This window comes from Paenibacillus sp. BGI2013, from assembly GCF_002843485.1.
Classification (GTDB): domain Bacteria; phylum Bacillota; class Bacilli; order Paenibacillales; family Paenibacillaceae; genus Paenibacillus; species Paenibacillus amylolyticus.
Genome location: NZ_PJFA01000002.1, coordinates 435,107 through 460,954, shown reverse-complemented (window position 1 = coordinate 460,954; position 25,848 = coordinate 435,107). Strand labels below are relative to the sequence as shown.

Genomic DNA, 25,848 nt, shown 5'->3' with positions numbered 1-25,848 from the left:
TGTACTTAATAAGGAGGCAGCTTCTATGTATATCTATTTGGTTCCTTCACCGATTCCGGATGCACTTACTGCATACCCGCATCTGACTTTGCGAAGCGAAGAGCACGTGTGTCTGGCTATTGAATCCGCAGAACGCCTGATGAATATTGAGTCTGATGATAAAGTAGCCGCATATGAAGCATTCGATGCCGCAGGCTCCTGGACTGGCGGTGGTTACGCTGTTCTCAACAATATCCCTGTCACAGAGGATGGTCGTAACGACTTCGAAGAACGGTTTAAGAACCGTGCCCGCAAGGTAGAAGACGAGCCTGGCTTTGTCGGTATTCGTGTGCTTCGTCCTCTGAAAGATGACACATATGTCGTACTTACACTCTGGCAGTCGGAGGAACACTTCAAAGGCTGGCAGGAATCCCAAGCATATAGTCACGCTCACCGTAACCGCAGTACAAGCGAAGGCCTGACCGCACAGAAGCCCACCATGTTCCCCAGACCTTCTTACGTCACAACGTACACTATAGAATAACGAAATTGGGTCGCATCTGGCTTTTATCGCAGTGGCCCCTGTTTTTTCAAACCTCTTCCTGCATGGAAGAGGTTTTTTGCCGTCAATTGTAGAAGGCTCTCATTTTTGACACAGCCATGCTCAGATAGGATAATACTTGTTAAATGAAACTTCGGAAGGGAAGGCGGTACCTTGTCACGCAGTTCACTCACCCGATTTCTAAGCGGACCGTTTATATTCTTTACCATTATCATGATGATCAAAAGTTCACTGGCCTGGATTGTTATCTTTGATGACATCCCTGTCTGGAAACCACTGCTGACCGAATTGCCGCTCATCTGGATCGGCTTCTGTCTAATCGAGTGGTTTGCTGCCAAGCGGCGAATGTGGATATACCTTGCCATGAATTTGCTGCTCTCAGGGATTTTCTTTGCTGCCATCATGTACTACAAATATTATGGTGTAATCGTTAACTATCACGCGCTGGCACAGGTGAATCAGGTGACCTCGGTCAAGAGCAGCATGTTCTCTTTGCTTGACCCCTATTATTTGTTTATTTTTGCAGACGTTCTCATCATTGGAGGGATACTCATTCGTCGTCGGATCAAACTCGGGAGTACAGAACGTCCGAATCGCATTCCGCTTGAACGACGTGCCAGAAGAAGGGTTGCCTCGGTCATACTGACCTTGTCCATGATCCTGTGCATGCTTAATATCTATCCCAATCGGGCCAGCATGAGTGAGCTTACACAAGCAGAACAGATGGGCATCCTCGGTTACGAGGCGTATACCATCCTGGATCGACCTGATAAACCTGTGCCCATCGCTCACATTGATCAGACTGACATCGACCAGCTGAAACAAACGACCGAACTTCCTGCAATTGTGGAGCAGGGTGCCGCGAGCGGACGCAACGTGATTATGCTCCAGTTGGAATCGTTTCAGAACTTTCTGATTGGATTAGAGGTAGATGGACAAGAGATTACGCCTAATCTGAATCAATTGGCTAGACAGAGCCTGTATTTTCCGAACTTTTATCAGCAAGTGGGACAGGGAAATACATCGGATGCAGAATTTGTTGTGAACACATCGTTCTACACCCCGCCGAACGGGGCAGCAACAACTGTATATGCGGATAAAGCTCTGCCGAGTCTACCTAAGCTGATGTCAGCAAACGGATATCAGACAGCTACATTCCATACAAATGATGTTCGTTTCTGGAATCGGGATCAGTTATACAAGGCACTTGGATTCGACCAGTATTATGATATTAATTATTTCGGCACACAGGACTCTATCGCCTTTTCGGCCTCGGATGAAGTACTGTATTCCAAAACACTGGATAAGCTGGACTCCATGCAGTCTTCGGGCGATCCCTTCTATGCCCATATCATCTCCATGTCAGCCCACCACCCGTACACTTTGCCTAAAAACAAGGTGAAGCTGACGCTGCCAGAGCGTTACAAGGATACGTTGCCCGGTGATTATCTGATATCACAGCATTATGCGGATCAGGCGGTTGGACAGTTGATTGCTGGATTGAAAGAACGGGGATTATGGGAAAATAGCTTGTTCGTCTTGTACGGGGATCACCTGGGACTTCCCATCTACTCACTGGATCGGGATGACAAAGTCCTTATGAAAGAATTGTATGGTCGGGAATACACATCAGCAGATATGATTAATATTCCACTCATTATCTCGGCCCCGGGTGCTACTCCGGGTGTACAGCTGGAGCAGATCGGAGGCCAGGTGGACATTCTGCCAACGATTGCGGGACTCACCGGAGTATCGCTGAAGGACCAATTACACTTCGGACAGGATTTGTTGCATGAAGGTGGAAATCTCCTACCCGAACGATATTATCTTCCTTCCGGTTCCGTGCTAAACGATGCTTCTCTCTTCATACCGGCGAAAGGATACGGGGACGGAACGCATTATTCCCTAGCTGATGCGGGCAGACAAGATGCCGAGCAACAGCAGACGGGTGTTCCTTCAGAAGAGATATCGAAGATTTCGGCGGAAAAGGTACCTTCAGTATTCTCCACACCCAATAACAGTGAGGTGTCTCCTTCGCGGTTTATAACCAAGGAACAATATGATCGGGCATTGGATCTTGCACACTTGTCCAACAGTTATTTGAGCCAGCTCCCGGATCGAAAGGGCGCGAACTGATTTTATTTTTTTAATATTCTATAAAGAGCTTCATAGTGAATCACCAAGTACTGAAGTTTCTTCAAGATTACACATCTATAACGTACATGATCAATCCTGCAAGGATGAACATGTGCGTTATTTGAATTACACACAATCGGTATTCAACCCTTTTCCATTTCAGAAGGCTACAAGAGCTAATGGATCAATATTCTTTAAAATATTTCAGTAGTTCCGATTGGAAACTTTCAGCAGTAAAACTACGCTCTCGATTTTTATGAACAATCAGACCATGCGTAAAGCTTATTTTAGAAGTAAAAGGAAGAATTTTTAATCTACCCATCTTTAGTTCGTTTTTGATCGCTATTTTAGGGACCAAGGCAAAACCTTTTCCACAGCATACAAGTTCCTTGATCATCTCAAGACTTGAAAGCTCTAACGCATCCTTAACCACAATCCCTTCATTCTTTAGAACATCTACAGCAGTCGTATGATACAAACAAGATGTGCCGTTACTGATAAACACCTCGTCATTTAGAATCTGCGCCCCTACACTTTCCACTTTCCAAACCAAATCCTCAGATGCAACAAAAACAATAGTCTCTTCCATAATCGGATAAAAGAGAATGTCATGTCGCTCAGGGTTTTGAGGAACAATGCCAAAATCCAGGGCATAATCCAGCACACTTTTTAGAATATCTTGATGCGCCCCTTGTTCAACACGTAAATATACGCTTGGAAAGGTTCTCGTATATTCCTGTACAAATGGAAGCATGCGCGTAAGAAAAAAGGATTCCTGTAGTCTAATATTTATTGTTCCGCACGGCTCATTCATATCATTCATACTTTCTTTAAGGGATTCACTTAAGTGGACATACTGATAAGCATATTTGGAAAATACTTTTCCAGCTTCCGTAGGTTCCACCCCTCGTGGAAATCGATGAAACAACTTCTGTCCGCAGATCTTCTCCAGCTGTTGAATATGAGTTGTTACTGTGGACTGGACATAACCTAAGCGCTCCCCAGCTCGGCTGAAACTCTTCTCTTCAAGCAAAGCAATAAATGCCTGAAAAAAACGACCCTCTAAGGAATTTATCATATCTTTCACCCTTTTGTATTTCGATTTAAAATAGCTAGTATTCAATCTATTCATTATTCAAATAAATAGTTTAATTATACAATAAAAACACGTCATCACCAGTTGTACAAGTAAGTAAGAGAAATAATATTGGACTTCTTAATGAATCCAGAAGGAGATGTAAAAAAATGAAGATTAGTTATCAGCACCAGAAAGTTGGAGATGTCGAAGTTTTTTACCGTGAAGCCGGGCCTAAGGATGGCCCAGTTATTTTACTATTACACGGGTTTCCATCCTCTAGTCATATGTTTCGCGACCTTATTCCCAAACTGGCAGAACAATATCGTGTCATTGCCCCTGATCTTGCTGGGTTTGGTCGCACAACAACTCCACCGCGTAGTCAGTTTGACTTCACATTTGACAGCCTGTTTCGAGTTATTGAAGGCTTCACTGAAGCATTAGCTCTTAAGAAATATGTAATGTATGTGTTTGATTATGGGGCACCTATCGGTTATCGCTTGGCAGTGGCTCACCCGGAACAAGTTCAAGCCATTATTAGTCAGAATGGCAACGCATATGTCGAAGGGTTTAGTGACGCATGGGGACCTTGGGAGATGTATTGGCACTCTCCAACACCTGAAAATCGTGAAGCATGTCGTGATTCCTTAACCCCCGAAACTATCCGTAACTTTCAGTATCTTCATGGAACTGATGCTAGCCTTGTTTCACCAGACGGATATTCACTGGATATTGCCTACATGTCACGCCCGGAAGCTGAAGAAGTCCAACTGGATTTAATCCTCGATTATAGAACAAACGTGGATCTTTATCCTGAATTTCAGGCTTATTTCCGCAATTATCAACCTCCTCTTCTAGCTGTATGGGGTAAAAATGATCCCGCTTTTCTTCCTGCTGGAGCTTTAGCTTATAAGCGTGATATCCCATCTGCAGAAGTGCATTTACTTGATACTGGGCATTTTGCTCTCGAAACACATGTGACAGAGATCCATGAGCTCATTCACCACTTCTTAAAGAAAATATTTTAAAACCAACTTACATTGGCTCAATCTCAACCTCGAACTAAATAGAAAAAGCCCGTAGAAAGCAGGTCCAATAATGGCCTGTTCTACGGGCTTTTTGCATCTGTCATCATTCTTCAAGGTACTTGCAACGCCACTATGATTTAATGTTCTATCCCGTCCAGTTTACAACGGCAGTAGCGCAACCGACTTGCGAGCAGTCAATTGCTCTACCATGGCAAGCCATTCTTGTGGTTTGTTAGGAAGCACTGCATAATATCGATTCAGGAAATCAGCCACCAGACTGGCTGGCAGTTCACCGAGCGACTCATCGCCTGGCATGAAACACAGATCCAATCCGCCAACTGCTTCACCGTCACCTTGCCAGGATGGATGAACATACGGGAAGTCCAGACGCTGATATCCTAGATGGGACAGCACTTCGCGACGCACATACGGGTCCATCGGCTTGATGCCGCCAAACTCATGATCCTGACTCAGATAAGGGTTATAGATTTCGGCAAACATACCGAACAATTCTTTCCCGTTTGCTGCAGCCAGCTTTTGCAGATCACGCTTGCGGTTATTCGCCAGGAAACTGCCGATCCCCAGACCTTCACGCCCAATAATCGTAAAGTCCGTCATGGCTACGTTCCAATCCTCGTAATAACGGTACTCTGTCGCTCCAACAACCTGTCCCTCATGCACAGCCACGAACACCCGAATACCCGGATCTTCCAGTGGTTCTTCCCACAGGGGGAAGTCAAGCACTTCTTCCCGCGGGAAAATCTCCTGCATCAACTTGTGCATTTGGGCAAACAATGGATCTTTAATGGATGTAATACGCGTGAATTCCATGAATAAATACCCCCTCGATTGATAATGTATTTCATTTAACATTTCTTTATCTGAACGGATTCTGCCACTCCATCAGGGCTGCATAGTTGCAGGATTCCTCATCGTCCAGATAGTCTGCGGTCACACCAACAGGCATGCGGCCACAGCGAAGCAGGAACGATATCACCGGGTCACGCCTCTCTCCCGCTGCTACCTGATCCAGATATTCCTGCGCAGACAGTTGGTCTGCAACCAAATGATAACCGGGCATTCTACCAGCACCCAGTAACCGATCCATCCCCTGAGCGATGACAAGGTGGTACATCGCCTGCATCATAAGCTGAGCCAGTCCCCATTTGCGGTACTTTGGACGAACACAGAGATCAACAATATACAGCGTGTTGCCATCCGGCTGGTGGTTACGAATATAACCGTCATCCGTTACTTGGGCCCAGGTATGACTTGCTGGATGTGCAGGGTCCCACTGCATCCGTAGCGAGGTCATTGATCCGGCCAACTCTCCATCGACTTCAATACAGATGGCACCCTCCGGGTAATGCTGTACATGACTGGTGAGCTGCTCGTGACTCCAGAGCAGTTCTTCCGGATAAGGAGGAGGGAAACTCTCCGCCTGAATGCCAATGAGTTCCTCAAAGTCGGCAGTAACATAATTGCGAACGACTGCCTTTACCCTTTTACCACTTCGCTCCGGATCGGTGATCAGCATTTCTTTGGTATACATGTTGCCTGTTCACCCCTTTCCACTGACAAAATGAATTCCCTACTCTGTTTCGCTTAGGTTTTAATTATGTGTTCAAAGAGGTCGGTTTTCAGTACCGAGAAGATGGGATGAAGCTAGAAATGGAGTAGCGGAGCGTAGGGAAGACTACGTGAGCAACGGACATTTCGGCTGAATTCCATATTCGATGCTGATGATGCCACTAGGCATCCTTCGTAATCAAAAGCGGGCTTTTTGAACAACCTCTATAAGGTTGCCTACTCCCAATCGGTATATAGATCAGTACGGCGGTCACGCCAGGTCGTTACCGATCCACGTTCACGTACCTCATACAACAAGTCCAGATCCAGATCGGCGGTCACGATCATATCGTTGTTAATCTCACCCTCGGCCAGAATGCCACGTGGCGGGAACGGAATATCATTCGGCGTAATAATTGCAGCCTGTCCATAGTTGGCACGCATGAAATCAACGGTCGGCAGGTTACCCACTGTTCCGGTTAACACAACATACACCTGATTCTCTACCGCGCGGGCATGACTCGTATAACGCACACGGTAGAATCCATGACGATCGTCCGTGCAGGAAGGACAGAAAATTACGTCTGCGCCTTTGGCTTTGGCCATCCGTACAATTTCCGGGAATTCAATATCGTAACAGGTCAGCATCGCAATACGGCCTTTGTCCGTGTCGAACACCTCAAGTCCCTCTCCGGGAGCCATGTTCCATTCCTGGACTTCGGTTGGTGTAATGTGAATCTTGTCCTGCCGCGCGATGCGACCATCCGGGTAGAACATGTGGGCTGTATTATACAGCTTCCCTTCACGTCGAATGACGTGGGTTCCCCCGATGACGTGCATGCCGTACTTGGTAGCAAGAGACGTGAATAGTTGTTCATATTGCTCCGTAAAGTTTGGCAGATCCTCAATTGTCAGTGCATTGCCTTGTTTGTCCCCAATGGACATTAACTGCGTTGTGAAAAATTCCGGGAACAGGACAAATTCGGTTCCGTATTCGCTCGCTGTCCGTATGTAATGCTCAGCCTGAGCGGCGAACTGCTCAAACGAGCTGATTGTGTGCAATTGGTATTGTACAGCGGATACCCGCAGTTTCATGTTCGTACACCTCCATCAAGATTATGCTTCCATTGTAACAACGATCCGGGGTCAACAAAAGAGTATTTACACTGGGCACTACAATGACAGAATAACCTTCCGATCGCTTCCCTTACTCACCCAGCATCGACTGTGTGAATCCGATCCACTCTCTTGTGGCAAAAGACAGATAGCGGTCCTTCCGCCAGATCATGCCGAGCTGCCATGGAATCACCGGTTCCACCACGGGTATAATGCGCACGCGCATGTGGTCTACCTCACGACAGATCGTTTCCGGTAGTAGAGCTACACCCAGATTGGCGGCAACCATTGCGCTGAGCAGATCCCACTGGGAGCTCTCATATACCACCCGGGGCTGAAACCCCGCATGCTGACAGGCCACAATAATCCGGTCATGCAACGCAAAATCCTCCCGAAACAATACAAAGGCGTCGTTTTCCAGTTCATGCAGCGCAACCGACTCTTTCTCCGCAAGTGGATGTGAAGGGTGTACAAGCAAGTTCAACTTCTCTTTGACAAACACAAAATGATCCAACAGCTCATCCACGGTTGGCAGTACGGCCACGCCAATATCCAGTGCACCACTGATCACATCGGCCTCTACTTTTTTGGCACCATCCTCAAATAGTTGAATGGTCACCTGCGGGTAGGCTTTGTGAAATTCACCAATGATCATGGGGAAAAAGCTTGATCCTACCATCGGCGGCAAACCAATCCGCAGATGGCCTTTCTTCAAGTTCATCAGATCGTCCAATTCGGACGACAGACTGCGGAATGATTTTTCAATCTCAAGTGCCTGCCGAAAAAACACATGGCCTGCATCGGTTAGTTCAACTTTCTTCCCATAACGGTCCAACAACGTGATACCCAGTTCCTCTTCAAGACTCTTGACCGTCTTGCTGATCGTGGGCTGAGTGATATACAGAACTTCGGCGGCTTTTGTGAAGCTCTGCTGCCGGGCAACTTCCAGAAAATATTGCAAATGGCGGATATCCATCGGTTGATACTCACCTCTCATAGACAAATGGAATAGTAAACATTCTTAATATGCATTTTACTCATGAAAGGAAGCCATGTAAAATTTGTGATATCAAATGAATCATTTTCATTTTCATAATAACTTAAACGATTACGTTGATTATACAAGGAGGGATTGAAGTGAAAAAATGGGGCCTTGGTATTGCACAAGTTGCGCTCTTAATGGTTTTTTCACTGCTCATGGACCTGCTGGCCCGTACTCTCCATCTTCCTGTACCAGGTTCAATACTCGGTATGGTTGTGTTATTCATTCTGCTTCAGACTCGTGTCGTGAAGTTGCGCTGGATTGAAGTTGGAGCTGCCTGGCTGCTCGGTGAACTATTGTTATTTTTTATCCCGTCAGCCGTTGGCATTATGAACTATATGCCCATGCTGGAGCATGACGGATTGCAAATTTTATTCATCGTACTACTTAGTACATTCCTGGTCATGTCCTGCACAGGCCTGGTGGCTACACGAATTGCCAAACGAAAGGAGCGTCACACCGGATGATTGGATTCCTCTGCCTGTTGTTAACCGTCGGTATCTATTGGGTTACCAAACGAATGTATCGCAATCTGCCTAAAGTATATCTGTCTCCGTTGCTCATTACACCGCTTCTTGTTGTTGGCATATTGCTTGCAACCGGAACGGATTATGCCACGTATAGCAGTGGTGGCAAATGGCTGAGTCTGCTTCTTCAACCGGCCACGGTGGCTTTTGCCGTACCGCTCTATACCTTTTTCCATGTACTCAAAAAACATATTTCCGAGATTGTCTTCAGTGTCATGACCGGTTCGGTCGTTGCCGTACTTTCTTCTGCCCTGCTCGCCAAATGGTTGCGCCTGGATTCCGGTCTCATTCATAGTCTGATCCCAAGATCGATCACCACCCCAATTGCCATGAACGTATCCGCCACTATCGGTGGCATACCCGCAGTGACAGCTGTTTTTGTTATTATGACTGGTCTGCTCGGAGTAATTATGGGCCCTTCCATCGTCAAAATGCTGCGCATCGATGGGGAGATTGCACGAGGCACACTGTTTGGAACCGGTGCCCATGGCACAGGGACATCCAAGGCGTTTGAACTGAGTTCCCTGACCGGTACCATCTCCAGCATCTCCATGGTGCTCGCTGCATTGTTCACTTTAGCGGTTGCACCCGTGCTTTCTAAACTTATTTTCCCATAATGGATGGAATTATCCACTTTTTTGAAATATTATTGTTGTATTAAAGCCCTTTCTTCCTTACAATAAGGACAGGTTTTTAATTGTGAATATTGCGGGGGAGATGCGATGAAAAGAACCGGAATGAAGAGATCTCTGGACCGTCTTGGACGAATTGTCCTTCCCAAAGAAATGCGGGATACGATGGAAATCCATATCGGCGATCCGCTTGAGTTTTTCATTGAAGGAAAAGAGTTGATTTTAAGAAAGTACAAATCAACATTATGTATTTTTTGCGGTGATGTAGATACGGAAATGTATTTCAAAGAACAATTCATCTGCCGGACTTGTGCAATTCAATTAAAACACCCGGATGACTCTCCCAACTGGTTCGTACCTCAGAACAAACAGGCTCCTGCACCCGTGGAGCGTCCTGCTTCCAAATCCGCCCCAGTCTCATCTCCCGCTAGGGAAGAAGGGACCACAGCTGACAACCAAGAATACCCGGACCTGCGGCCAAAGACGGCACGTATGCTGCAACAGATGAAAGAAATTGTTGAACAGAATCCCGGTTTGGCTCAACAGCAAATTGCGGAAAAGCTTGGCATCAGCCAAGGACGCGTCTCTCAATTAAAAAAGTTACTATAATCAAAATGGCATTTGATCATTTATAGTCAGAAGACCTTCCGATCAGGAAGTCCCGCTGCAAGAGAACCCGTTGTTTTTCGTGGGTTCTTCTTTTTTTTATATTCATATTGTAATGGAAAGGAGTTCTATGGATAAAATTCTGTATTTATCACAATTCGACCTCATGTCCTCCTTATCCGAGGCAGACCTGATTGAAATGGATGGGATGACTTCTATTACGACCATACCTAAAAACAGACAGATCCAGACACCCGATACGTTTACAGAAGGTTTCTATTTTGTAAAACGGGGAAAGGTCCGTTTATATACATTAAATCCGGAGGGCAAGCAGTTCACTCTCGATATTTTGACGGAAGGTAACGTGTTTGGAGAAATGAACGGAATCTCACTCGGAACACGCGCCGTTTATATCGAAACGATGGAGGAGTGTGATATTTGCCTGATGAACAAACAACGTTTTGAACAGTTTCTGATTGAACATCCAGAATTTATGATGAGACTGATGAACGTACTAAGCGAGCGGATCAAACGAATGAGCGAGTTGACACAGACGCTCGCACTCGGAAACCTGCATGAAAAGGTGATACATAATCTCTTCCGGCTGGCTGAACAGATGGGATGCATCGAAGAAGATGAGTACTGCCGGATTCAACTCGGGCTTACCCATCAGGAGATTGCCTGGATGGCAGGAGCCACACGGGAATCGGTTACGATTGTCATGCAAGACTTGGCAAAATCTGGACGTATTCGTACCGGATTCAAATCAGTCTCCCTTCATCGTGACGAAATCGCTACCCTTGGGAAAATCACGGCCAACTTGTAAGATGCCTTACATCCCTGTTCTCCAGCAAGTTGTACTGTATAACTCATGATGTTATACAACCAAGGAGGAGTATACCGTTGGATGCTAAACCAGATCTATTTATCCCTGAAGACATTTTTCTTCGCAAAGGTGCCCGTAAAGCAACGGAAATTCCTGAGCATATCCGCAATTGGCTACAAGCAGGACATATCGAATCGGTCAATCTGACCGAATGGCTGGCTGTAGATCATGTTTCTCTTTTTCAGAAGGTTACCCATGAATGGGGAATGGATGCCGAAACCAGAGCAATTACAGAGCAGTTAACACAGATGGATGAGCAGCGGATCATGAAAATCATCCCGGCCATAGCCATGCAATGGCTTGATCTGTTGAAACGTCCATCAGTCAATGAAAAAACGAATCTCTTTTGTTCCATTGCAGAGCATCGTGCAGACAGTGTTCGCTGCTGGGCGGCTTATATCATTGGGCTGGATTCCGGTCTGAACCTGACTGAAAAGTTGGAGCATATTCGGCCCTTTGCAGCAGATCATCACTTTGGTGTAAGAGAAATCGCCTGGATGGCTGTACGGGAGTCCATCTCTGCCGAATTATCCTTAGCCTTGCAGCAGTTAATCCCATGGAGCGTTGACCCTGATCCACTGATCCGTCGCTTTGCCATAGAATCAATCAGACCTCGTGGCGTCTGGGCCAAGCATATTCAGGAGTTAAAAGAAAATCCGGCCATAGCCCTTCCCTTGCTTGACGCGGTGAAATCCGATGCCCATAAGTATGTGCAGGATTCGGTAAGTAACTGGCTGAACGACGCCAGCAAGACCAATCCAGAGTGGGTGCGACAGGTCTGTGCCACTTGGACTCAGCAGTCGGATACCCAACATACACAGCGAATCGTTACACGTGCCACGCGAAGTCTTACATAAAAAAAGATGACCACCGCTCTCTGGCAGTGGTCATCTTCTGTATAGCATCCGCGTTTACATTCCTTTTGACAGGAATACCTTTTCCTCGGTAAATAGCCCAATAACGTTCCCTCTTATCTTTAACTTACGCCTGAATCGCGTCCATCTGGCCTTCTTCTTCCGCTTCCAATCTGCGCATACCCACAACCAGGACAATGATGTTAGCTACCAACAACACAGCCGGGAACGGAACAGCAGCGTATTGTGCATAGATCAGATGACTTCCCACGGCCCCAATCAGAATGAAGGTCAGTATGCCAGAAGCCAGGATGCGAGTCCGTGGAATCAGCAGTCCTACAGCACTAAGCAACTCCGCAGCGCCCAGCAGATACATCGTCCATGTAGGATAAGAGAAACTTTCGAAGGTCTGAATCATCATATCTGCCCCACTAATCTTGTTAAACCCCGTCATGACGAAAACACCTGCTAACACAACCAGAAAAACGTAACCCAAAATCTTGTTCATATGTAGATCCTCCTGTAACAAATTATATGTTCCTACTATGTAATGATTATTTTTGCTGCACATTGTAAAAAAAGAATCTATGTAAAAGTTCCCAAAGGTCACTCTGTTTTCAACCGTTCAGCCCAGTTCAATTTTCAGAATAGTACGCGTTCATATTATACGTATTATTTATCACCAACTTACTTTTGTGAAGTTAGTATATAATAATAATATAATTTCTTCAAGTAATTTTTCACTGTATGATGTATAATACATACAAAAGGTATGTTACAGTATATTTTGTAGTAACCCTCATTTACTTGGATGTCCTATATTCTTAAAGCGGCAGAAATCATGTCCTTTCATATACAACTTTGAAGAAAATCATTATGAATCGAGGTGAACACGTTGAAGCTGAAAAAAGTAAAATCACCAAGTCCCTGTATGATCACTCAAGCCATAGACATCATAGGCAAGAAGTGGGTACTGTTAATCATGTACCAACTGTTGTCCGGACCCAAGCGGTTTACGGAGCTTGAAGCAGAGATGGCGATCAGTGGACGACTTTTATCGGAGAGATTGAAGGAAATGGAGACGGAAGGTATCGTAACCCGACACATGTTTCCCGAGATACCTCCCCGTGTAGAGTATGAATTGACACCGAAAGGCAGAGCCATTGAACCTGTCATTGATCAGATCTACAGTTGGTCATCCGACTGGTTGAAACAGCAGAAATCCGAGTAGTTGAATTGCTACTTAATAATCTCTACTCAACACAAATACGCCTGAATCAGGCTGATCTGCGGATCATTCCCTGATTCAGGCGTATTTATATTACCTTCAACCTTTTAATGAGAGAGATGTTTTGAAGGCTGAAGCTGTACAGGCAGGCCGGAATCTGCCGATGCCAAGGCCGCCGTCGTAATCTCCTGTGTACGGCAGGCATCCGCATAATCGGACAGAATTCGTGAACGGTCTCCCGTACGCAGGGCGTGAATGAACGCTTCATTCTCACGCTCGTATGGATTATGTCCTGCCGGAATCTCCAGACCTGCCATCGCATGTGTTGCGGCACTTGGCAGAAGCAAACGTTCTGGCGTCCAATCCCACACACCTGCATCCGTGTAGAACTGGAGCCCTGCGCCGCCCTCTCCGTCTGGCAACAGACATGTATTGGCGATACTGGCAATCGCTCCACTTTCCAGCTTAAGCGTCACATTTGCCACATCGGCTACGGTCACATGCTCATGCTTCTCATGCATGCTTCGCTGAGCTGCTACAGCATATACCTCCGTAACTTCTCCTGCACAATACCGAAGCAAGTCTACAATATGTGTAGTCTGCTCTACGAATTGCCCTCCTGAACCGTCCTGACGCCGCCACCAGGCGACCCCTGGCATTCCGCCCATCCAGCGGCCAAGAGCCATGCCGACCGTCTGTTCTTTCATCGCTTGCTGCAGAACCTGCGCAGCCTCCTGATAACGGAAATGGTATCCTACAGAGGTTAACAATCCACTCTTTTGCACCTGATCCAACACCTGACGTGGAACGTCCATTCCAGTACTCAGCGGTTTCTCCACCAGGAATGGAATACCGCGGCGGATTAATTCGGACTCAATCGATCCATGAGACATGGGAGGCACACAGATATACACCGCATCCAGCTTCTCACCATCCAGCATATGTTCAAGTTCCCCGTAACCAACAGCATCATAAACGGAGGCCATAGCCTCTGCCTTTTCGAGCGATGTTCCACAGACACTCGCAACACGAACACCTTCCATCCGTGCGAGAATATCCGCGTGTACCTTACTGAACCAGCCTGTTCCAATGATTCCGATCTGTAATGTCATGGATGTAATCCCCTCTCTATGTTACACGCTTACATGTTCCATTCGACTCTCGATCTTGAAATCCTGCCTCAGATTTTGCCGGATGCTTCCAGCAACAGCTGATCCAGTTCCTGTGTATGTTTAACCACTTCCTCTTCTGACCAGTCCAAACGACCTGCCATATACGAGATAACTGCTGCTTTATAGCGACGAACTTCATCAATACGGAAGAATAAATCACCTGTTCTTCGTACCAAAAAGTCAGATGGAGTTGCAGCCATCTCTTCATCAATCGCGTAATGTAGCATAAGCAATAACTCCTGTGGCATGCCATGAAGATCGGACTTGGTGCGTGGATCGGGCATTCGCTCATACAGTGCCTCCACATTGGAACCATACGTGCGAACCAGCCGCTCCGCAGCAGGTCGGGCAAGCCCGAGAGCAACACCGTCCTTGATCTTGCGCTCCGCATACGATACAAATCCAGCCGATCCCCCTACATCACCGCCGGAGATGGGCATCTTCTTCGTTACACAAGGGCCTATGGAATGTCCACTCTCCTGCTCCATCTGGCGTGCGACCAGATCAACAACCATCTCGGCCATTTTACGGTATCCGGTTAACTTGCCCCCGGCAATCGTAATCAGATTGGATTCGGATACCCAGACTTCATCTTTACGTGATATTTCGGAAGGATTCTTGCCTTCCTCATGAATTAGTGGACGTACACCCGCCCATCCGGATTCCACGTCCTCGGTACCAATGTGTACATCTGGAAACATGCCATTAACTGCATCAATCACATAATCGCGATCCGCGTCGGAAATTTGCGGGTGTGCAGGATCGTCCTGATATACAGTGTCGGTTGTGCCTACATAGGTTTTGCCATCACGTGGGACAGCAAATACCATTCGACCATCTGGTGTATCAAAATAGACGGCCTGTCTTAATGGGAATCGTTCACCATCAAAGACCAAATGAATACCTTTGGTCATCTGCAGCGTTTTCCCCTGGCGCGAACCGTCCAATTCCCGCAGACCGTCCACCCATGGACCGGAAGCGTTGATCACCTTGCTTGCTTTTAGCGTATAGATCTGCCCATCGATCTGATCCACGGCTTCAATACCTGTAATCTTGCCATTCTCCTTCAGGAACCCTTTCGCCTTGACGTAGTTCACTGCCTTTGCCCCACGTTTGACAGCTTCTTTCATAACTTCAATGGTGAGCCTGGCATCATCAGTCCGGTACTCCACATAGAGTCCACCACCCAACAACCCCTGTTTGCGTAATAAAGGTTCACTATCTGACACTGCTCCAGCATTCAACATTTGGCGCCGTTCACTGCGCTTCACCCCGGCGAGCCGGTCATACACCATCAGTCCAATGGATGTGCTGAAGCGGCCGAACGTACCCGCCGTATAGATCGGTAACAACATCGGTTCCGGTGTTGTGACATGTGGCCCATTCTCATAAACTACAGCCCGCTCCCGTCCTACCTCAGCAACCATCTTCACTTCATATTGCTTCAAATAACGTAATCCACCATGGACAAGTTTGGTCGAACGACTGGATGTACCTGATGCAAAATCCTGCATTTCTACAAGCGCTGTCTTCAATCCACGGGAAGCCGCGTCCAATGCAATCCCTGCGCCTGTAATCCCGCCGCCAATAATTAATACGTCAAAATGTGCATTCGCCATGCTTTGCAAATATTCGGTCCGGTGTGCTGACGAGAACGTTTCTGTCATTCTTGAACCTCCTATCGATTTCCTCAATTTTTCCGTAAAAAAAAACAAAAAAAGGACCACGTCATTCGCTCAGCAATTGCTGAGCGGCACGTGGTCCCTCCCGATCTCCAGACATCATTTTTTAACTTGTGCCTTTATCCTATCACAGATTTTTGACGGCGTGAAGTCCTGAAATGACACATTATTCAAAAAAAATTCAAAAAGTTGTTCTGCCAAAGGATGGAATTTCAAATTAATCCACTAACCTTGTTTTTTTCCTTATAGTGGGTATATTTTTTGCCTTCTCCAGGAAGAATAACCCTGTAAATCATGCATCATTTTCCACCAGTAAATATCATTTATAACATATGTTTAGTTAAAAAGTACAAATACCCACACCAAGAAATATTCATTTCATTTCTTTTATTTAAAAGCCATTGCTGCATTCACTGCACGCTTCCAGCCTGTATACAGTTCTGTTCGTTGTTGCTCAGCCATAACAGGCTGGAAGACACGCTCCGTATTTTCATGATCCGTCAATTCATCCGCACTCGTCCAATATCCTACTGCCAATCCTGCCAGATAAGCCGCACCCAATGCAGTCGTTTCATTCACCGTTGGGCGTTCGACAGGAATGCCCAGAATATCACTCTGGAACTGCATGAGGAAATCATTGGCCGCCGCTCCTCCATCCACACGCAGAGCATGCACGGGAATACCCGAGTCGGATTCCATTGCCTCCAGTACATCTTTGGTCTGATACGCCAATGCCTCAAGCGTAGCACGGATAAAGTGTTCCTTTGTCGTGCCTCGGGTCAGGCCAAACACTGCACCCTTCACCTCACTATCCCAATACGGACTGCCCAGTCCCACAAATGCAGGTACCATATAAACGCCGTCTGTCGAAGGCACACGTAAGGCGTAATCCTCGCTATCTTTTGAAGAGCGAAGCATTCTTAATCCATCACGCAGCCACTGAACCGCTGAACCTGCAACAAAAATGCTGCCTTCGAGCGCATATTCAACCTTGCCATTCATCCCCCAGGCAATCGTTGTAATCAGTCCGTGATTGGATTGTACCGGGTTCTCTCCCGTGTTCATAAGCATGAAACAACCGGTACCATATGTATTTTTCATACTACCCTTGGTGTAACAGCCCTGACCAAACATCGCTGCCTGTTGATCTCCTGCCGCTCCCGCGATCGGAATCCGATGACCGAAGAAATGATAGTCTGTTGTGTGTGCATACACCTCGGATGAACCTCGCACTTCTGGTAGCATAGCCTTGGGAATGTCGAGGATATCCAACAATTCGTCATCCCATTGCAGATCATAGATGTTATAGATCAGAGTACGTGAGGCATTGGATATATCCGTGACATGTGTACCCCCGCTCAGTTTCCAGATCAGCCAGCTATCAATCGTGCCAAACAGCAGTTCACCCTTCTCTGCCCGCTCCCGGGCACCAGGGACATGATCCAGAATCCACTTCACCTTTGTTCCCGAGAAGTAGGGATCGATCAGTAATCCTGTTTTACGGCGGAAAAGGTCCCCGAGACCCTGCGTCTTCAATTCTTCACAGATATCTGCGGTCTGTCTGGATTGCCATACCACTGCATTATAGATGGGTCTGCCTGTTTCTTTGTCCCATACCACAACGGTCTCACGTTGATTCGTAATTCCAATTCCGGCAATCTGAACAGGTTTAATTCCGCTCTCTGCCAGACATGAAGCCATCACGGCAAGAATGGAACTCCAGATTTCGTTGGCATTCTGCTCTACCCAGCCCGGTTTGGGGAAATATTGAGGGAATTCCTGCTGTGCAATGTGCACAATCTCCCCGCCACGGTTAAATAGAATAGCTCGGGAGCTTGTTGTTCCCTGATCCAGAGCCAATATATATTTTTCCATACAGCCAACCTCCTGTTGTGGGTTCTTTTTAAGGTGTAAGCGATTTCCCGAAGTGTCGGATCAGATCTGCGTTGGATGTGGTCACTGCCGTAGCGCCTACACCAAGCGCAAGTTCAACCTCTTCCGGTGAACGGATCAATCCCCCTGCAATAATGGGTATCCCTGTACGCACATATACTTCCGCAATAATATGCGGAATGACGCCAGGTAATACTTCAATATAATCCGGTTGGGTTTTGGCCAGCAGCAGATAACTTTTCTCCAGTGCATGGGTATCGAGCAGAAAAATACGTTGAATCGCTGTAATGCCTTTCTGCTTTGCCTTCTGAATGACACTCGCTCGCGTAGAGATCAGTCCTGCCGGGCGAATGTGCTGACACAGATACTCTGCCGCATACTCATCATTCTTCAATCCTTGGACCAGATCTGCATGCAAAAGTATCTTTTTGTCGTACCGCCGAGCCTCGTCCATTACACTCTGAAGCTGTGCAATATGCGTTTCCAGCATCACCCCATAGGTATAAGGGCCTTCAATCATCGCTTCAAACTGCTTCATGCTCTTTGCAGCCGGCAATATACGTTGTCCCTCAAATGGCACCTTGGTTCCTCCCGCATTCATCAGATGCCTATATTGTATAATCCGCACTGCGGGAACGGCAAGCCATTCCGTGAATCAGGAAAACCTGATCGCTACCCTATCATCTATAGCAAAAAGCCGCTGTTGTACTTCTCCATAACAGAGAGTACATCAACGGCTAGCCATCTATTCGTATACGTCTATAAATAATGATTAACCCTGCGCATGCGGAAGTAGCGTCTCTGCCCCAGCCCAACCATCACTTTCTGCCAAATGACCGGAACGGTTCACTTTCGTTTGCAGATATTTCTCGTTGAAAGCAGAGCGATCTCCCCATAGTGGCACACGTCCGCCCACATTCAATCCCGCTTCCTGCAAAGCAGCCAGCTTCCGTGGATTGTTGGTGATCAATGTAACCGGTGCGGAGCGAAGCGCACGCAATACGGCAATCGCATCGTCATAATTGCGGGCATCGTCTGTGAATCCGAGTTGCAAGTTTGCATCTACCGTATCCAGACCTTCTTCTTGCAAAATGTACGCCATCGCTTTGCTGAACAGACCAATGCCACGTCCCTCATGGTTCGCAAGATAGAATAGTGCGCCTGCTCCGTGAGCGGCGATCATTTTCATGGATTGCTCCAATTGGAAGCCGCAATCACAGCGTTTGCTGCCAAAGATGTCGCCTGTATGACAGATACTGTGCATGCGAATGAGCGCATCCTGTGCTTCGGCAAAGTCACCATACACCAGAACACTGGATTGTTGACGCTCTGCCAGTTCAGCCTCAGCAAGAGATTCGATTAACTCGCCGCTCTCCATCGCTTTGTCCGATTTCATCCAGCTGTACCACTGGAATGTCTTGGTCTCCCCATCGAGGTTAACCGGAAGCTTGATGGGTCCCACCAGGTATATGAACTCTTTTCCACTCGGAAAAGTCTGGATTTTGGGGGCAAGCAGTTGAATAATATGTGAATTGATCATTGTCGTTCCTCCTGTTTAGGCCAACTTGTCTGTTGATTGATTCGCATCCAGCGTGAAATTGGATCACTTGGATGTTATATAGTACGTATCTATATTATTCTCATCATCATTAGTTACTTTATGTAAGTTAGTTTAGAATAAAAATTATAATGTGTCAAGTAACTTTTATTTTTAAAGTAACTACCCAATTTATGTTACGCAATCGACACAAATATGTGTTTCATTTTAGGAATATTGGGTATGAGTTTATAAACTGCTCATACACTAATGTTGTAGTCCAAAGCACTTCATGCCTCGAACTTAATGATGAGGGGGTAATACACATGATCCGCCGGAAAAGAACATGCTGGACAGCCATACTGATGGTCTGCGTCCTGCTCATAAGCGGATGCTCCATCTGGCCCGGACAGGACGATTCAGCGAACAACAAAAAGGTAGCGCTTACATTATGGTACTGGAATCGTTCCATCGATGATAAGTTGATTGCCAGGGCTAAGGAAAAGTTCCCCAATATCGAACTGACAGCTCAGAAAATCGGCGGTGATTTCAAAGCAAAACTCAAAACAACACTCGCTGCACGCTCAGGTGAACCAGATATTGTAGCATTGAACGACTGGATCATGGAGCTATTCCCCAGTGAGGACCGTTTCTATAATCTGTATGATCTCGGTGCAGGAGATATTGAAGACCAATATCTGCCGTGGAAATGGAAGCAAGGCGTTACGCCAAGTGGACAGATGATTGGTTTCCCGATGGATACGGGGCCAACAGCACTCTTCTACCGAGAAGATCTGTTCAAGGAGGCCGGGTTGCCATCTGATCCCGATGACGTTACACGCCAGATTAACAGTTGGGATGCATATGCCGCTGCCGGAGAACAGCTCAAGGAAAAATTCGGAGGCAAGGTTTTTCTAACCGACAATATTGCAACCGTTTACAATCAAGTCATATCGCAGTCTGCGGAGCGTTATTTCCGGCAGGACGGGTCCTTTATCGGCATGGATTCCCCTATTGTGGGCAAAAGCTGGGATACGGCCGTTGCTTTCAAAGAGAAGGGACTGCTAGCCAATGCAGATGGCTGGACTCCAAGCTGGAACGCCGCAATGAATAATGGTGAAATCGCCTCTTTCGTAGGTGCCGTCTGGATGAAACAAGTGCTTCAGGAGGCTGCTCCGGATACATCCGGGAAATGGCGGGTTGCTCGGGCACCAGGGGGAGATGGCAACAACGGGGGATCATTCCTGTCCATCCTGAAGTCGAGTGAACATCCTCAGGAAGCCTTCGAACTGGTTCGCTGGCTGCAAAGTCCCGAAAATCAGCTGGAGCAATATCAGACACTGAACCTGTTCCCTTCTGCACCAGGTGTATTTGATGACCCTGCCATGAAAGAAAAAGAACCTTTCTTCGGTGGACAGGCGACAGGGCCTGTATTTGCCGAATCGGCACAGGATGTGCCGGATGCTTTCTTTGGCGAAAGATACCCATCCGTACACAACATTATCACCCGACGGCTGAATGATGTCGCGAAGCAAAATGCCGATCCACAGCAGGTCTGGACAGATACAGTACACCGCGTCGAGCGGGAATTGCAGCGTTAACCTGAACAACGTGTGGTTTCGTTATCCGCAAAGGAGGAATTCATATGGCTGTAACTGAACCTCGTCTTACTCCCGATCCCGGAAATGCAAGACCTGATCTGGATCGGCAGAAGTCACTATGGGCGAGAATGTGGGAGCATCGTGCACTCTATGTTGCGATATCGCCGTTTTATATTCTGTTTGCGGTATTTGGGCTGTTCCCAATCGGATTCTCACTCTATCTGGCTTTTCATAAATGGGATGGCATCGGTGTCATGACGTTTAACGGACTCAACAATTTCAAATACATGCTGACCGATGCCGAGTTCTGGCAAGCCGTGGGCAACACGTTTATGATCTGGATCTATTCGACGATTCCGATGCTCTTCTTCGCCCTGATTATTGCCTTTTTGCTGCATGCACCATTTGTGAAGTTCCGTACCCTGTTTCGGGTCGGTTATTTTCTGCCAAACGTCACATCCATCGTGGCGGTAGCCATTATCTTCGGTGCTTTATTTGCCAACAATTATGGCTTTCTCAATTATCTGTTGCAGTCGGTCGGGCTACCGGTTGTGGAGTGGCTTAATGCACCATGGGGCATTAAAGTCGCAATCTCCTCCATGGTGGTCTGGCGCTGGACCGGATATAACGCCGTCATCTATCTGGCCGGGCTTCAGAGTATTCCGCAGACGTTATACGAAGCAGCCAAGATTGATGGCGCCTCAGCGATACAGTCCTTTTTCCGAATTACAATTCCGATGCTGCGTCCTGTGATCCTGTTTACGGTCATTACATCAACGATTGGCGGTATGCAGCTGTTCACCGAGCCACAAGTATTGGTAGGCAATGACGGTGGCGCAGGTGCAGCAGGCATGACGATTGTACTGTACCTCTACCGTGAATCCTTCATTAACAATTACTTCGGATATGGCGCTGCCGTTGGTTGGGGCATGTTCCTCATTATCGCCCTGTTCTCGATTGTGAACTGGAAGCTTGTTCAAGGCAAATCATCCTGATGTGATAAGGGGGAGCGCACATGGCGACCAAACACCTCAAATCGCTGGTGTTGTATACCGGTCTTATCGGGGGCATGCTCATATCCATGTTCCCGTTCTATTGGCTGATTGTAATGTCTACCCGGACAACGTCCGATATCTACAAGTTTCCACCCCAGCTCTGGTTCGGGGGCGAATTGTGGAATAATATTACGCGGGTGTTACAGCAGATTGACTTCTGGGGAGCTTTTCTGAATACGTTGTTTGTGTCGGGCCTCGTGACCATACTTGTACTGTTTTTTGACTCACTGGCGGGGTTTGCGTTTGCGAAGTTTGAATTTCCCGGCAAAAAGTGGCTCTTCATCTTGCTGCTTGCTACCATGATGGTACCTTCCCAGCTGTCGCTGGTGCCTTCCTTCGTGCTCATGGCTACGTTCGGCTGGGTCGGTTCCTTCAAAGCTCTCATTATTCCAGGCATGGTGAACGCCTTCGGTATCTTCTGGATTCGCCAGTATGCCACAGAGTCGATTCCGAACGATCTGCTGGATGCGGGCCGCATCGACGGCTGTAATTTCTTCCGACTCTATTGGAACGTAGCGCTGCCAATTCTGCGACCTGCCTTTGCTTTCCTCGGCGCGTTCACCTTTATCGGCGTATGGAATGATTATCTGTGGCCTTTGATCGTCCTGACGGATGAACGCAAGTATACGTTGCAGATTGCGTTGTCTCAATTAAACGGACTGTATAACACAGACTATGCAATGGTTATCGCTGGTACGTTGCTTGCCGTCATTCCACTCATCGTTATGTTCCTGTTCATCAGCCGTCAGTTTATTTCGGATATTGCCGCAGGGGCGGTGAAGGACTAAGATTGTGGCATTTTGATCCGTCCCTCAAGTCTGATATTCTTATCTATAGTTGAAATAACAGATGCCATATAAGTTGGATGAATAGCGCCACGTGCACGAAGGGACAGAAAGGGCCTGAAGAAATGGAGTTAAAAGCTTTCCAGAGGAAAGCTACTTCGAAAGCATATGCTTCGCATTTACGCGATCGGAAGGCTTTCTGTACCCGAAGTGTTAACGTGTAACAGCATTCTTTCACTTATATATTTAAGAAAGAGGGATGACAAAATGGCTTCTTCACCCTATATGATCGGCGTAGATATTGGCACGACCTCCACCAAGGCCGTCTTGTTCGAACAGAATGGAACCATTGTGGCTCAAGGCAGTGCCGATTATCCGCTGCACACCCCCACACCTGCGATTGCGGAGCAGGATGCGGAAGATATTTTCAAAGCAGTCATCGAGTCCGTTAAACAAGCCACTTCCAAAGCGGGAGTGAAGCCAGAGGACATCCTGTTTGTATCCTTCAGTTCGGCCATGCACAGCATTCTGCCAGTCGATCAACAGGGCACACCGCTGATGCGGGCCATGACTTGGGCAGATAATCGCAGTGCAGAGTGGACGGAAGTACTCAAATCGGAGATGAATGGTCACGAAATCTATCTGAGAACAGGTACGCCGATTCATCCGATGTCCCCTCTCACCAAGATCATGTGGCTCACCCGGGATCAGCCTGAATTGTTCAGACAGACGCACAAATTCATATCCATGAAAGAATATGTTTTCTATAAATTATTTTCTGAATACGTCATTGATCACTCCATGGCCTCCGCCACCGGACTCATGAATCTGGAGAAACTCGACTGGGATGCAGAAGCACTGCATGTGGCGGGCATTACGCCGGAACACTTGTCCCGATTGGTCCCAACCACACATGTGCTGAAACATGGATTGCACCCGGAGTACGCCAAGGAGATGGGCATTGCGTTCACCACACCGTTTGTTATCGGGGCCAGTGATGGTGTGCTCTCCAATCTGGGCGTGAACGCCATTGATCCAGGCGTCGTGGCCGTGACCATTGGTACCAGTGGAGCGATTCGTACAGTCGTAGATAAACCGGTGACCGATCCAAAAGGACGTTTCTTCTGTTATGCGCTCACGGAGGATGCCTGGGTCATTGGCGGACCGGTGAACAATGGCGGTGTTATTTTCCGCTGGATTCGGGACGAGTTTGCAGCTTCCGAGGTGGAGACTGCGAAACGACTTGGCATCGATCCATATGAAGTGCTCACTCGTGTCGCAGAAAACGTACCTCCGGGTTCGGAAGGTCTCTTGTTCCATCCGTATATGACAGGTGAGCGGGCTCCGCTCTGGAATCCCAATGCACGGGGTTCGTTTTTCGGCCTGACGCTACATCATAAGAAGGAACATATGATTCGCGCTGCGCTCGAAGGTGTGTTGTTTAACCTGTACACGGTCATGCTGGCGATCGAAGAAAAGATTGGCCGACCGAAAAAAATCCAGGCCACAGGCGGCTTCGCCCGCTCTGAGTTGTGGCGCCAGATGATGGCCGATATTTTCGATCAGGATGTCATCATCCCCGAAAGTATCGAAAGCTCCTGTCTCGGCGCAGCCGTACTGGGCTTGTACGCCCTTGGCCGCATCGATTCCCTAAGTGCCGTCTCCGGCATGATCGGATCAACACATCGGCACCAGCCGAACCCGGACAGTGTCCGCGTTTATCGGGAGTTGCTCCCGATCTTCATCCGCATCTCCCGTAAGTTTGAAGAAGAGTATGCGGATATCGCTGCTTTTCAGAATAAGACGATGCAAGGGTAGGGAAGGCGTGGGACGGCATGCAGGATAACCAGAGAACGGGACGGTGTGAGGGCTAGAAGGTTAAAAGCCTAGGATGTTGCAACACGTTGGACGGTCAAAAGTTGAGCATGGAATAGCTAACGAATCGTAGACGTCTTATATGAAGCTTTTAGCATGTTTTCAAAATCTAACGAACCTGAGCCACCTTATATCGGCTTACATGGGCACAAAACTGCTCTAGAACCTAATATGTAGCCTATTAACGTGTCTGTGGTTCGTTAGAAAATTACTTTTGCCAGTTACCCTCCAATAGCATGTGTACAGTTCGTTAGAATTAATACGAGATGCCGTAAGTTAAAGAGACCCACCCCGCCATGGTTATGTCCATATGGGAATGGGCTTTTTTTCATGCACAGACTATATAAACTCTATTTAGATTGGATCAAATTTATCTCTCATCATACTTGGAGCTTCCCTTTATGTTCTATTAAAGTATCCAGGGGCCGCCACAGCAACCGTCCTAAAATAGAAAAACCTCTTTTCCAGTTCCTGATTCTCTGGCGTAAACTCTGTCAGAAACTCAACTGAATTCATCATTTCTTCGGTCATCACGCTAGGTCTCCACAAAGCCAATTGGATGTCTTTGAAAATAAAAGAAAATCCCAACTCCGCATCGATGTCTCGAGTATATGGTGTCTTACTATCTATTAGCTTAACGAGATCATCAGCCTTTGTTCGAAAAACATCAATATTATCATATGTAAGGACAACATCAGATTCATCAGGTGGATAATCGTGTGGATTAGTTACTTCAATGAAATAGAGTTTATGTTCCGAATCATACTCCATTTGGTTGTAGAGCTGACTAATCTCCGGGGTGATGCACTCAATAATCTCTTCTACCTCTGATTTACTCATTCCCAACTTAAATGGTCCAATACCGACCATCGGTATGACCTCTAAAGGTTCCATGACGTTTCGGTTCCCAACTTCGTTCATGTAGTTCACTCCTCTTTATTCCAACAAATAAGAATTATAACGTTCATCCCTTTATTCTAATCCTACCCTAAAAAGAATGATTGAGCA

25 protein-coding genes are annotated in these 25,848 nt (G+C 47.1%); 13 read left to right on the top strand and 12 right to left on the bottom strand.

Annotated features, from left to right (window positions below; genetic code table 11):
* The first annotated feature begins 25 nt into the window (after positions 1-25).
* Positions 26-523 carry an antibiotic biosynthesis monooxygenase family protein gene (locus CXK86_RS32880; protein WP_101313515.1) on the top strand — a complete coding sequence of 166 codons (498 nt, stop codon included), beginning with the start codon at positions 26-28 and terminating at the stop codon, positions 521-523.
* 171 nt (positions 524-694) lie between these two features.
* Positions 695-2,677 carry an LTA synthase family protein gene (locus CXK86_RS05895; RefSeq protein WP_256720173.1) on the top strand — a complete coding sequence of 661 codons (1,983 nt, stop codon included), beginning with the start codon at positions 695-697 and terminating at the stop codon, positions 2,675-2,677.
* Between the two features lie 184 nt (positions 2,678-2,861).
* Here the strand turns inward: CXK86_RS05895 and CXK86_RS05890 are convergent, their stop codons facing one another.
* Positions 2,862-3,755, bottom strand: coding sequence for a LysR family transcriptional regulator (locus tag CXK86_RS05890; RefSeq protein WP_076253723.1), 894 nt, complete (start codon positions 3,753-3,755; stop codon positions 2,862-2,864).
* Between the two features lie 167 nt (positions 3,756-3,922).
* Between CXK86_RS05890 and CXK86_RS05885 the strand changes: the two genes are divergently transcribed.
* Positions 3,923-4,780, top strand: a complete 858-nt coding sequence (locus CXK86_RS05885) for an alpha/beta fold hydrolase (protein WP_076253724.1) — start codon at positions 3,923-3,925, stop codon at positions 4,778-4,780.
* A gap of 159 nt (positions 4,781-4,939) precedes the next feature.
* Here the strand turns inward: CXK86_RS05885 and CXK86_RS05880 are convergent, their stop codons facing one another.
* From CXK86_RS05880 to cidR, 4 genes are all read right to left on the bottom strand, one after another.
* On the bottom strand, positions 4,940-5,611 hold the full coding sequence (locus CXK86_RS05880) for a GNAT family acetyltransferase (protein WP_076253725.1): 672 nt from the start codon (positions 5,609-5,611) through the stop codon (positions 4,940-4,942).
* A 46-nt stretch (positions 5,612-5,657) separates the two neighbouring features.
* Positions 5,658-6,332 (bottom strand): GNAT family N-acetyltransferase, encoded by a 675-nt coding sequence (locus tag CXK86_RS05875; protein ID WP_076253726.1) that lies wholly within the window; start codon positions 6,330-6,332, stop codon positions 5,658-5,660.
* A 254-nt stretch (positions 6,333-6,586) separates the two neighbouring features.
* Positions 6,587-7,444 carry a carbon-nitrogen hydrolase family protein gene (locus CXK86_RS05870; RefSeq protein ID WP_076251768.1) on the bottom strand — a complete coding sequence of 286 codons (858 nt, stop codon included), beginning with the start codon at positions 7,442-7,444 and terminating at the stop codon, positions 6,587-6,589.
* A gap of 112 nt (positions 7,445-7,556) precedes the next feature.
* Positions 7,557-8,441, bottom strand: coding sequence for a cidABC operon transcriptional activator CidR (gene cidR / locus CXK86_RS05865; protein WP_076251770.1), 885 nt, complete (start codon positions 8,439-8,441; stop codon positions 7,557-7,559).
* A gap of 161 nt (positions 8,442-8,602) precedes the next feature.
* Between cidR and CXK86_RS05860 the strand changes: the two genes are divergently transcribed.
* The 5 genes from CXK86_RS05860 to CXK86_RS05840 all read left to right on the top strand — a co-directional run bounded on the left by CXK86_RS05860 (position 8,603) and on the right by CXK86_RS05840 (position 12,015).
* Complete coding sequence (locus CXK86_RS05860) at positions 8,603-8,974, top strand: CidA/LrgA family protein (RefSeq protein ID WP_017691758.1); 372 nt, start codon at positions 8,603-8,605, stop codon at positions 8,972-8,974.
* Positions 8,971-9,651, top strand: a complete 681-nt coding sequence (locus tag CXK86_RS05855; protein ID WP_076251772.1) for a CidB/LrgB family autolysis modulator — start codon at positions 8,971-8,973, stop codon at positions 9,649-9,651. Before CXK86_RS05860 ends, CXK86_RS05855 begins: the two co-directional genes overlap by 4 nt.
* A gap of 105 nt (positions 9,652-9,756) precedes the next feature.
* Positions 9,757-10,275 (top strand): AbrB/MazE/SpoVT family DNA-binding domain-containing protein, encoded by a 519-nt coding sequence (locus CXK86_RS05850; protein ID WP_036612972.1) that lies wholly within the window; start codon positions 9,757-9,759, stop codon positions 10,273-10,275.
* A 127-nt stretch (positions 10,276-10,402) separates the two neighbouring features.
* The gene (locus CXK86_RS05845; RefSeq protein WP_101313514.1) at positions 10,403-11,098 is read left to right on the top strand and encodes a Crp/Fnr family transcriptional regulator; all 696 of its coding nucleotides are present in this window, start codon (positions 10,403-10,405) and stop codon (positions 11,096-11,098) included.
* Between the two features lie 77 nt (positions 11,099-11,175).
* Positions 11,176-12,015 carry a DNA alkylation repair protein gene (locus CXK86_RS05840; RefSeq protein WP_257467778.1) on the top strand — a complete coding sequence of 280 codons (840 nt, stop codon included), beginning with the start codon at positions 11,176-11,178 and terminating at the stop codon, positions 12,013-12,015.
* A 124-nt stretch (positions 12,016-12,139) separates the two neighbouring features.
* On the opposite strand, the gene CXK86_RS05835 is transcribed toward CXK86_RS05840, so the two are convergent.
* Positions 12,140-12,520 carry a DoxX family protein gene (locus tag CXK86_RS05835; protein ID WP_051447288.1) on the bottom strand — a complete coding sequence of 127 codons (381 nt, stop codon included), beginning with the start codon at positions 12,518-12,520 and terminating at the stop codon, positions 12,140-12,142.
* 423 nt (positions 12,521-12,943) lie between these two features.
* Between CXK86_RS05835 and CXK86_RS05830 the strand changes: the two genes are divergently transcribed.
* On the top strand, positions 12,944-13,243 hold the full coding sequence (locus CXK86_RS05830; protein WP_026081419.1) for a winged helix-turn-helix transcriptional regulator: 300 nt from the start codon (positions 12,944-12,946) through the stop codon (positions 13,241-13,243).
* Positions 13,244-13,347: 104 nt separating this feature from the next.
* Here CXK86_RS05830 and CXK86_RS05825 read toward each other — a convergent pair whose 3' ends face one another.
* The 5 genes from CXK86_RS05825 to CXK86_RS05805 form a co-directional block, all read right to left on the bottom strand.
* Complete coding sequence (locus CXK86_RS05825) at positions 13,348-14,352, bottom strand: Gfo/Idh/MocA family protein (RefSeq protein ID WP_076251776.1); 1,005 nt, start codon at positions 14,350-14,352, stop codon at positions 13,348-13,350.
* A gap of 68 nt (positions 14,353-14,420) precedes the next feature.
* Positions 14,421-16,079 carry a glycerol-3-phosphate dehydrogenase/oxidase gene (locus tag CXK86_RS05820; protein ID WP_076251778.1) on the bottom strand — a complete coding sequence of 553 codons (1,659 nt, stop codon included), beginning with the start codon at positions 16,077-16,079 and terminating at the stop codon, positions 14,421-14,423.
* Positions 16,080-16,481: 402 nt separating this feature from the next.
* Positions 16,482-17,969: a glycerol kinase GlpK gene (glpK, locus tag CXK86_RS05815; protein ID WP_076251780.1), complete on the bottom strand. Its 1,488-nt coding sequence runs from the start codon at positions 17,967-17,969 to the stop codon at positions 16,482-16,484.
* A 28-nt stretch (positions 17,970-17,997) separates the two neighbouring features.
* Positions 17,998-18,567, bottom strand: a complete 570-nt coding sequence (locus CXK86_RS05810) for a glycerol-3-phosphate responsive antiterminator (RefSeq protein WP_076251782.1) — start codon at positions 18,565-18,567, stop codon at positions 17,998-18,000.
* A gap of 192 nt (positions 18,568-18,759) precedes the next feature.
* Complete coding sequence (locus CXK86_RS05805; protein WP_036667921.1) at positions 18,760-19,527, bottom strand: GTP cyclohydrolase II; 768 nt, start codon at positions 19,525-19,527, stop codon at positions 18,760-18,762.
* Between the two features lie 323 nt (positions 19,528-19,850).
* Between CXK86_RS05805 and CXK86_RS05800 the strand changes: the two genes are divergently transcribed.
* The 4 genes from CXK86_RS05800 (at position 19,851) to gntK (ending at position 24,783) form a co-directional block, all read left to right on the top strand.
* Positions 19,851-21,125 carry an ABC transporter substrate-binding protein gene (locus CXK86_RS05800; protein ID WP_076251784.1) on the top strand — a complete coding sequence of 425 codons (1,275 nt, stop codon included), beginning with the start codon at positions 19,851-19,853 and terminating at the stop codon, positions 21,123-21,125.
* Between the two features lie 128 nt (positions 21,126-21,253).
* Positions 21,254-22,120 carry a carbohydrate ABC transporter permease gene (locus CXK86_RS05795; protein ID WP_036613110.1) on the top strand — a complete coding sequence of 289 codons (867 nt, stop codon included), beginning with the start codon at positions 21,254-21,256 and terminating at the stop codon, positions 22,118-22,120.
* Positions 22,121-22,140: 20 nt separating this feature from the next.
* Positions 22,141-22,968 (top strand): carbohydrate ABC transporter permease, encoded by an 828-nt coding sequence (locus CXK86_RS05790; protein ID WP_036612996.1) that lies wholly within the window; start codon positions 22,141-22,143, stop codon positions 22,966-22,968.
* 264 nt (positions 22,969-23,232) lie between these two features.
* Positions 23,233-24,783 (top strand): gluconokinase, encoded by a 1,551-nt coding sequence (gntK, locus tag CXK86_RS05785; RefSeq protein WP_076251786.1) that lies wholly within the window; start codon positions 23,233-23,235, stop codon positions 24,781-24,783.
* A gap of 456 nt (positions 24,784-25,239) precedes the next feature.
* Here the strand turns inward: gntK and CXK86_RS05780 are convergent, their stop codons facing one another.
* Complete coding sequence (locus tag CXK86_RS05780; RefSeq protein WP_083684522.1) at positions 25,240-25,761, bottom strand: hypothetical protein; 522 nt, start codon at positions 25,759-25,761, stop codon at positions 25,240-25,242.
* Positions 25,762-25,848 lie beyond the last annotated feature (87 nt).

Bases quoted from the DNA above. Each gene is read 5' to 3' on its own strand.
- CXK86_RS05790 (WP_036612996.1), top strand. From the start codon at position 22,141: ATGGCGACCAAACACCTCAAATCGCTGGTGTTGTATACCGGTCTTATC.
- CXK86_RS05850 (WP_036612972.1), top strand. From the start codon at position 9,757: ATGAAAAGAACCGGAATGAAGAGATCTCTGGACCGTCTTGGACGAATT.
- CXK86_RS05795 (WP_036613110.1), top strand. From the start codon at position 21,254: ATGTGGGAGCATCGTGCACTCTATGTTGCGATATCGCCGTTTTATATT.
- glpK (WP_076251780.1), bottom strand. From the start codon at position 17,969: ATGGAAAAATATATATTGGCTCTGGATCAGGGAACAACAAGCTCCCGA.
- CXK86_RS05855 (WP_076251772.1), top strand. From the start codon at position 8,971: ATGATTGGATTCCTCTGCCTGTTGTTAACCGTCGGTATCTATTGGGTT.
- CXK86_RS05825 (WP_076251776.1), bottom strand. From the start codon at position 14,352: ATGACATTACAGATCGGAATCATTGGAACAGGCTGGTTCAGTAAGGTA.
- CXK86_RS05870 (WP_076251768.1), bottom strand. From the start codon at position 7,444: ATGAAACTGCGGGTATCCGCTGTACAATACCAATTGCACACAATCAGC.
- gntK (WP_076251786.1), top strand. From the start codon at position 23,233: ATGGCTTCTTCACCCTATATGATCGGCGTAGATATTGGCACGACCTCC.
- cidR (WP_076251770.1), bottom strand. From the start codon at position 8,441: ATGGATATCCGCCATTTGCAATATTTTCTGGAAGTTGCCCGGCAGCAG.
- CXK86_RS05800 (WP_076251784.1), top strand. From the start codon at position 19,851: ATGATCCGCCGGAAAAGAACATGCTGGACAGCCATACTGATGGTCTGC.
- CXK86_RS32880 (WP_101313515.1), top strand. From the start codon at position 26: ATGTATATCTATTTGGTTCCTTCACCGATTCCGGATGCACTTACTGCA.
- CXK86_RS05885 (WP_076253724.1), top strand. From the start codon at position 3,923: ATGAAGATTAGTTATCAGCACCAGAAAGTTGGAGATGTCGAAGTTTTT.
- CXK86_RS05805 (WP_036667921.1), bottom strand. From the start codon at position 19,527: ATGATCAATTCACATATTATTCAACTGCTTGCCCCCAAAATCCAGACT.
- CXK86_RS05835 (WP_051447288.1), bottom strand. From the start codon at position 12,520: ATGAACAAGATTTTGGGTTACGTTTTTCTGGTTGTGTTAGCAGGTGTT.
- CXK86_RS05880 (WP_076253725.1), bottom strand. From the start codon at position 5,611: ATGGAATTCACGCGTATTACATCCATTAAAGATCCATTGTTTGCCCAA.
- CXK86_RS05820 (WP_076251778.1), bottom strand. From the start codon at position 16,079: ATGACAGAAACGTTCTCGTCAGCACACCGGACCGAATATTTGCAAAGC.
- CXK86_RS05890 (WP_076253723.1), bottom strand. From the start codon at position 3,755: ATGATAAATTCCTTAGAGGGTCGTTTTTTTCAGGCATTTATTGCTTTG.
- CXK86_RS05845 (WP_101313514.1), top strand. From the start codon at position 10,403: ATGGATAAAATTCTGTATTTATCACAATTCGACCTCATGTCCTCCTTA.
- CXK86_RS05780 (WP_083684522.1), bottom strand. From the start codon at position 25,761: ATGAACGAAGTTGGGAACCGAAACGTCATGGAACCTTTAGAGGTCATA.
- CXK86_RS05875 (WP_076253726.1), bottom strand. From the start codon at position 6,332: ATGTATACCAAAGAAATGCTGATCACCGATCCGGAGCGAAGTGGTAAA.
- CXK86_RS05830 (WP_026081419.1), top strand. From the start codon at position 12,944: ATGATCACTCAAGCCATAGACATCATAGGCAAGAAGTGGGTACTGTTA.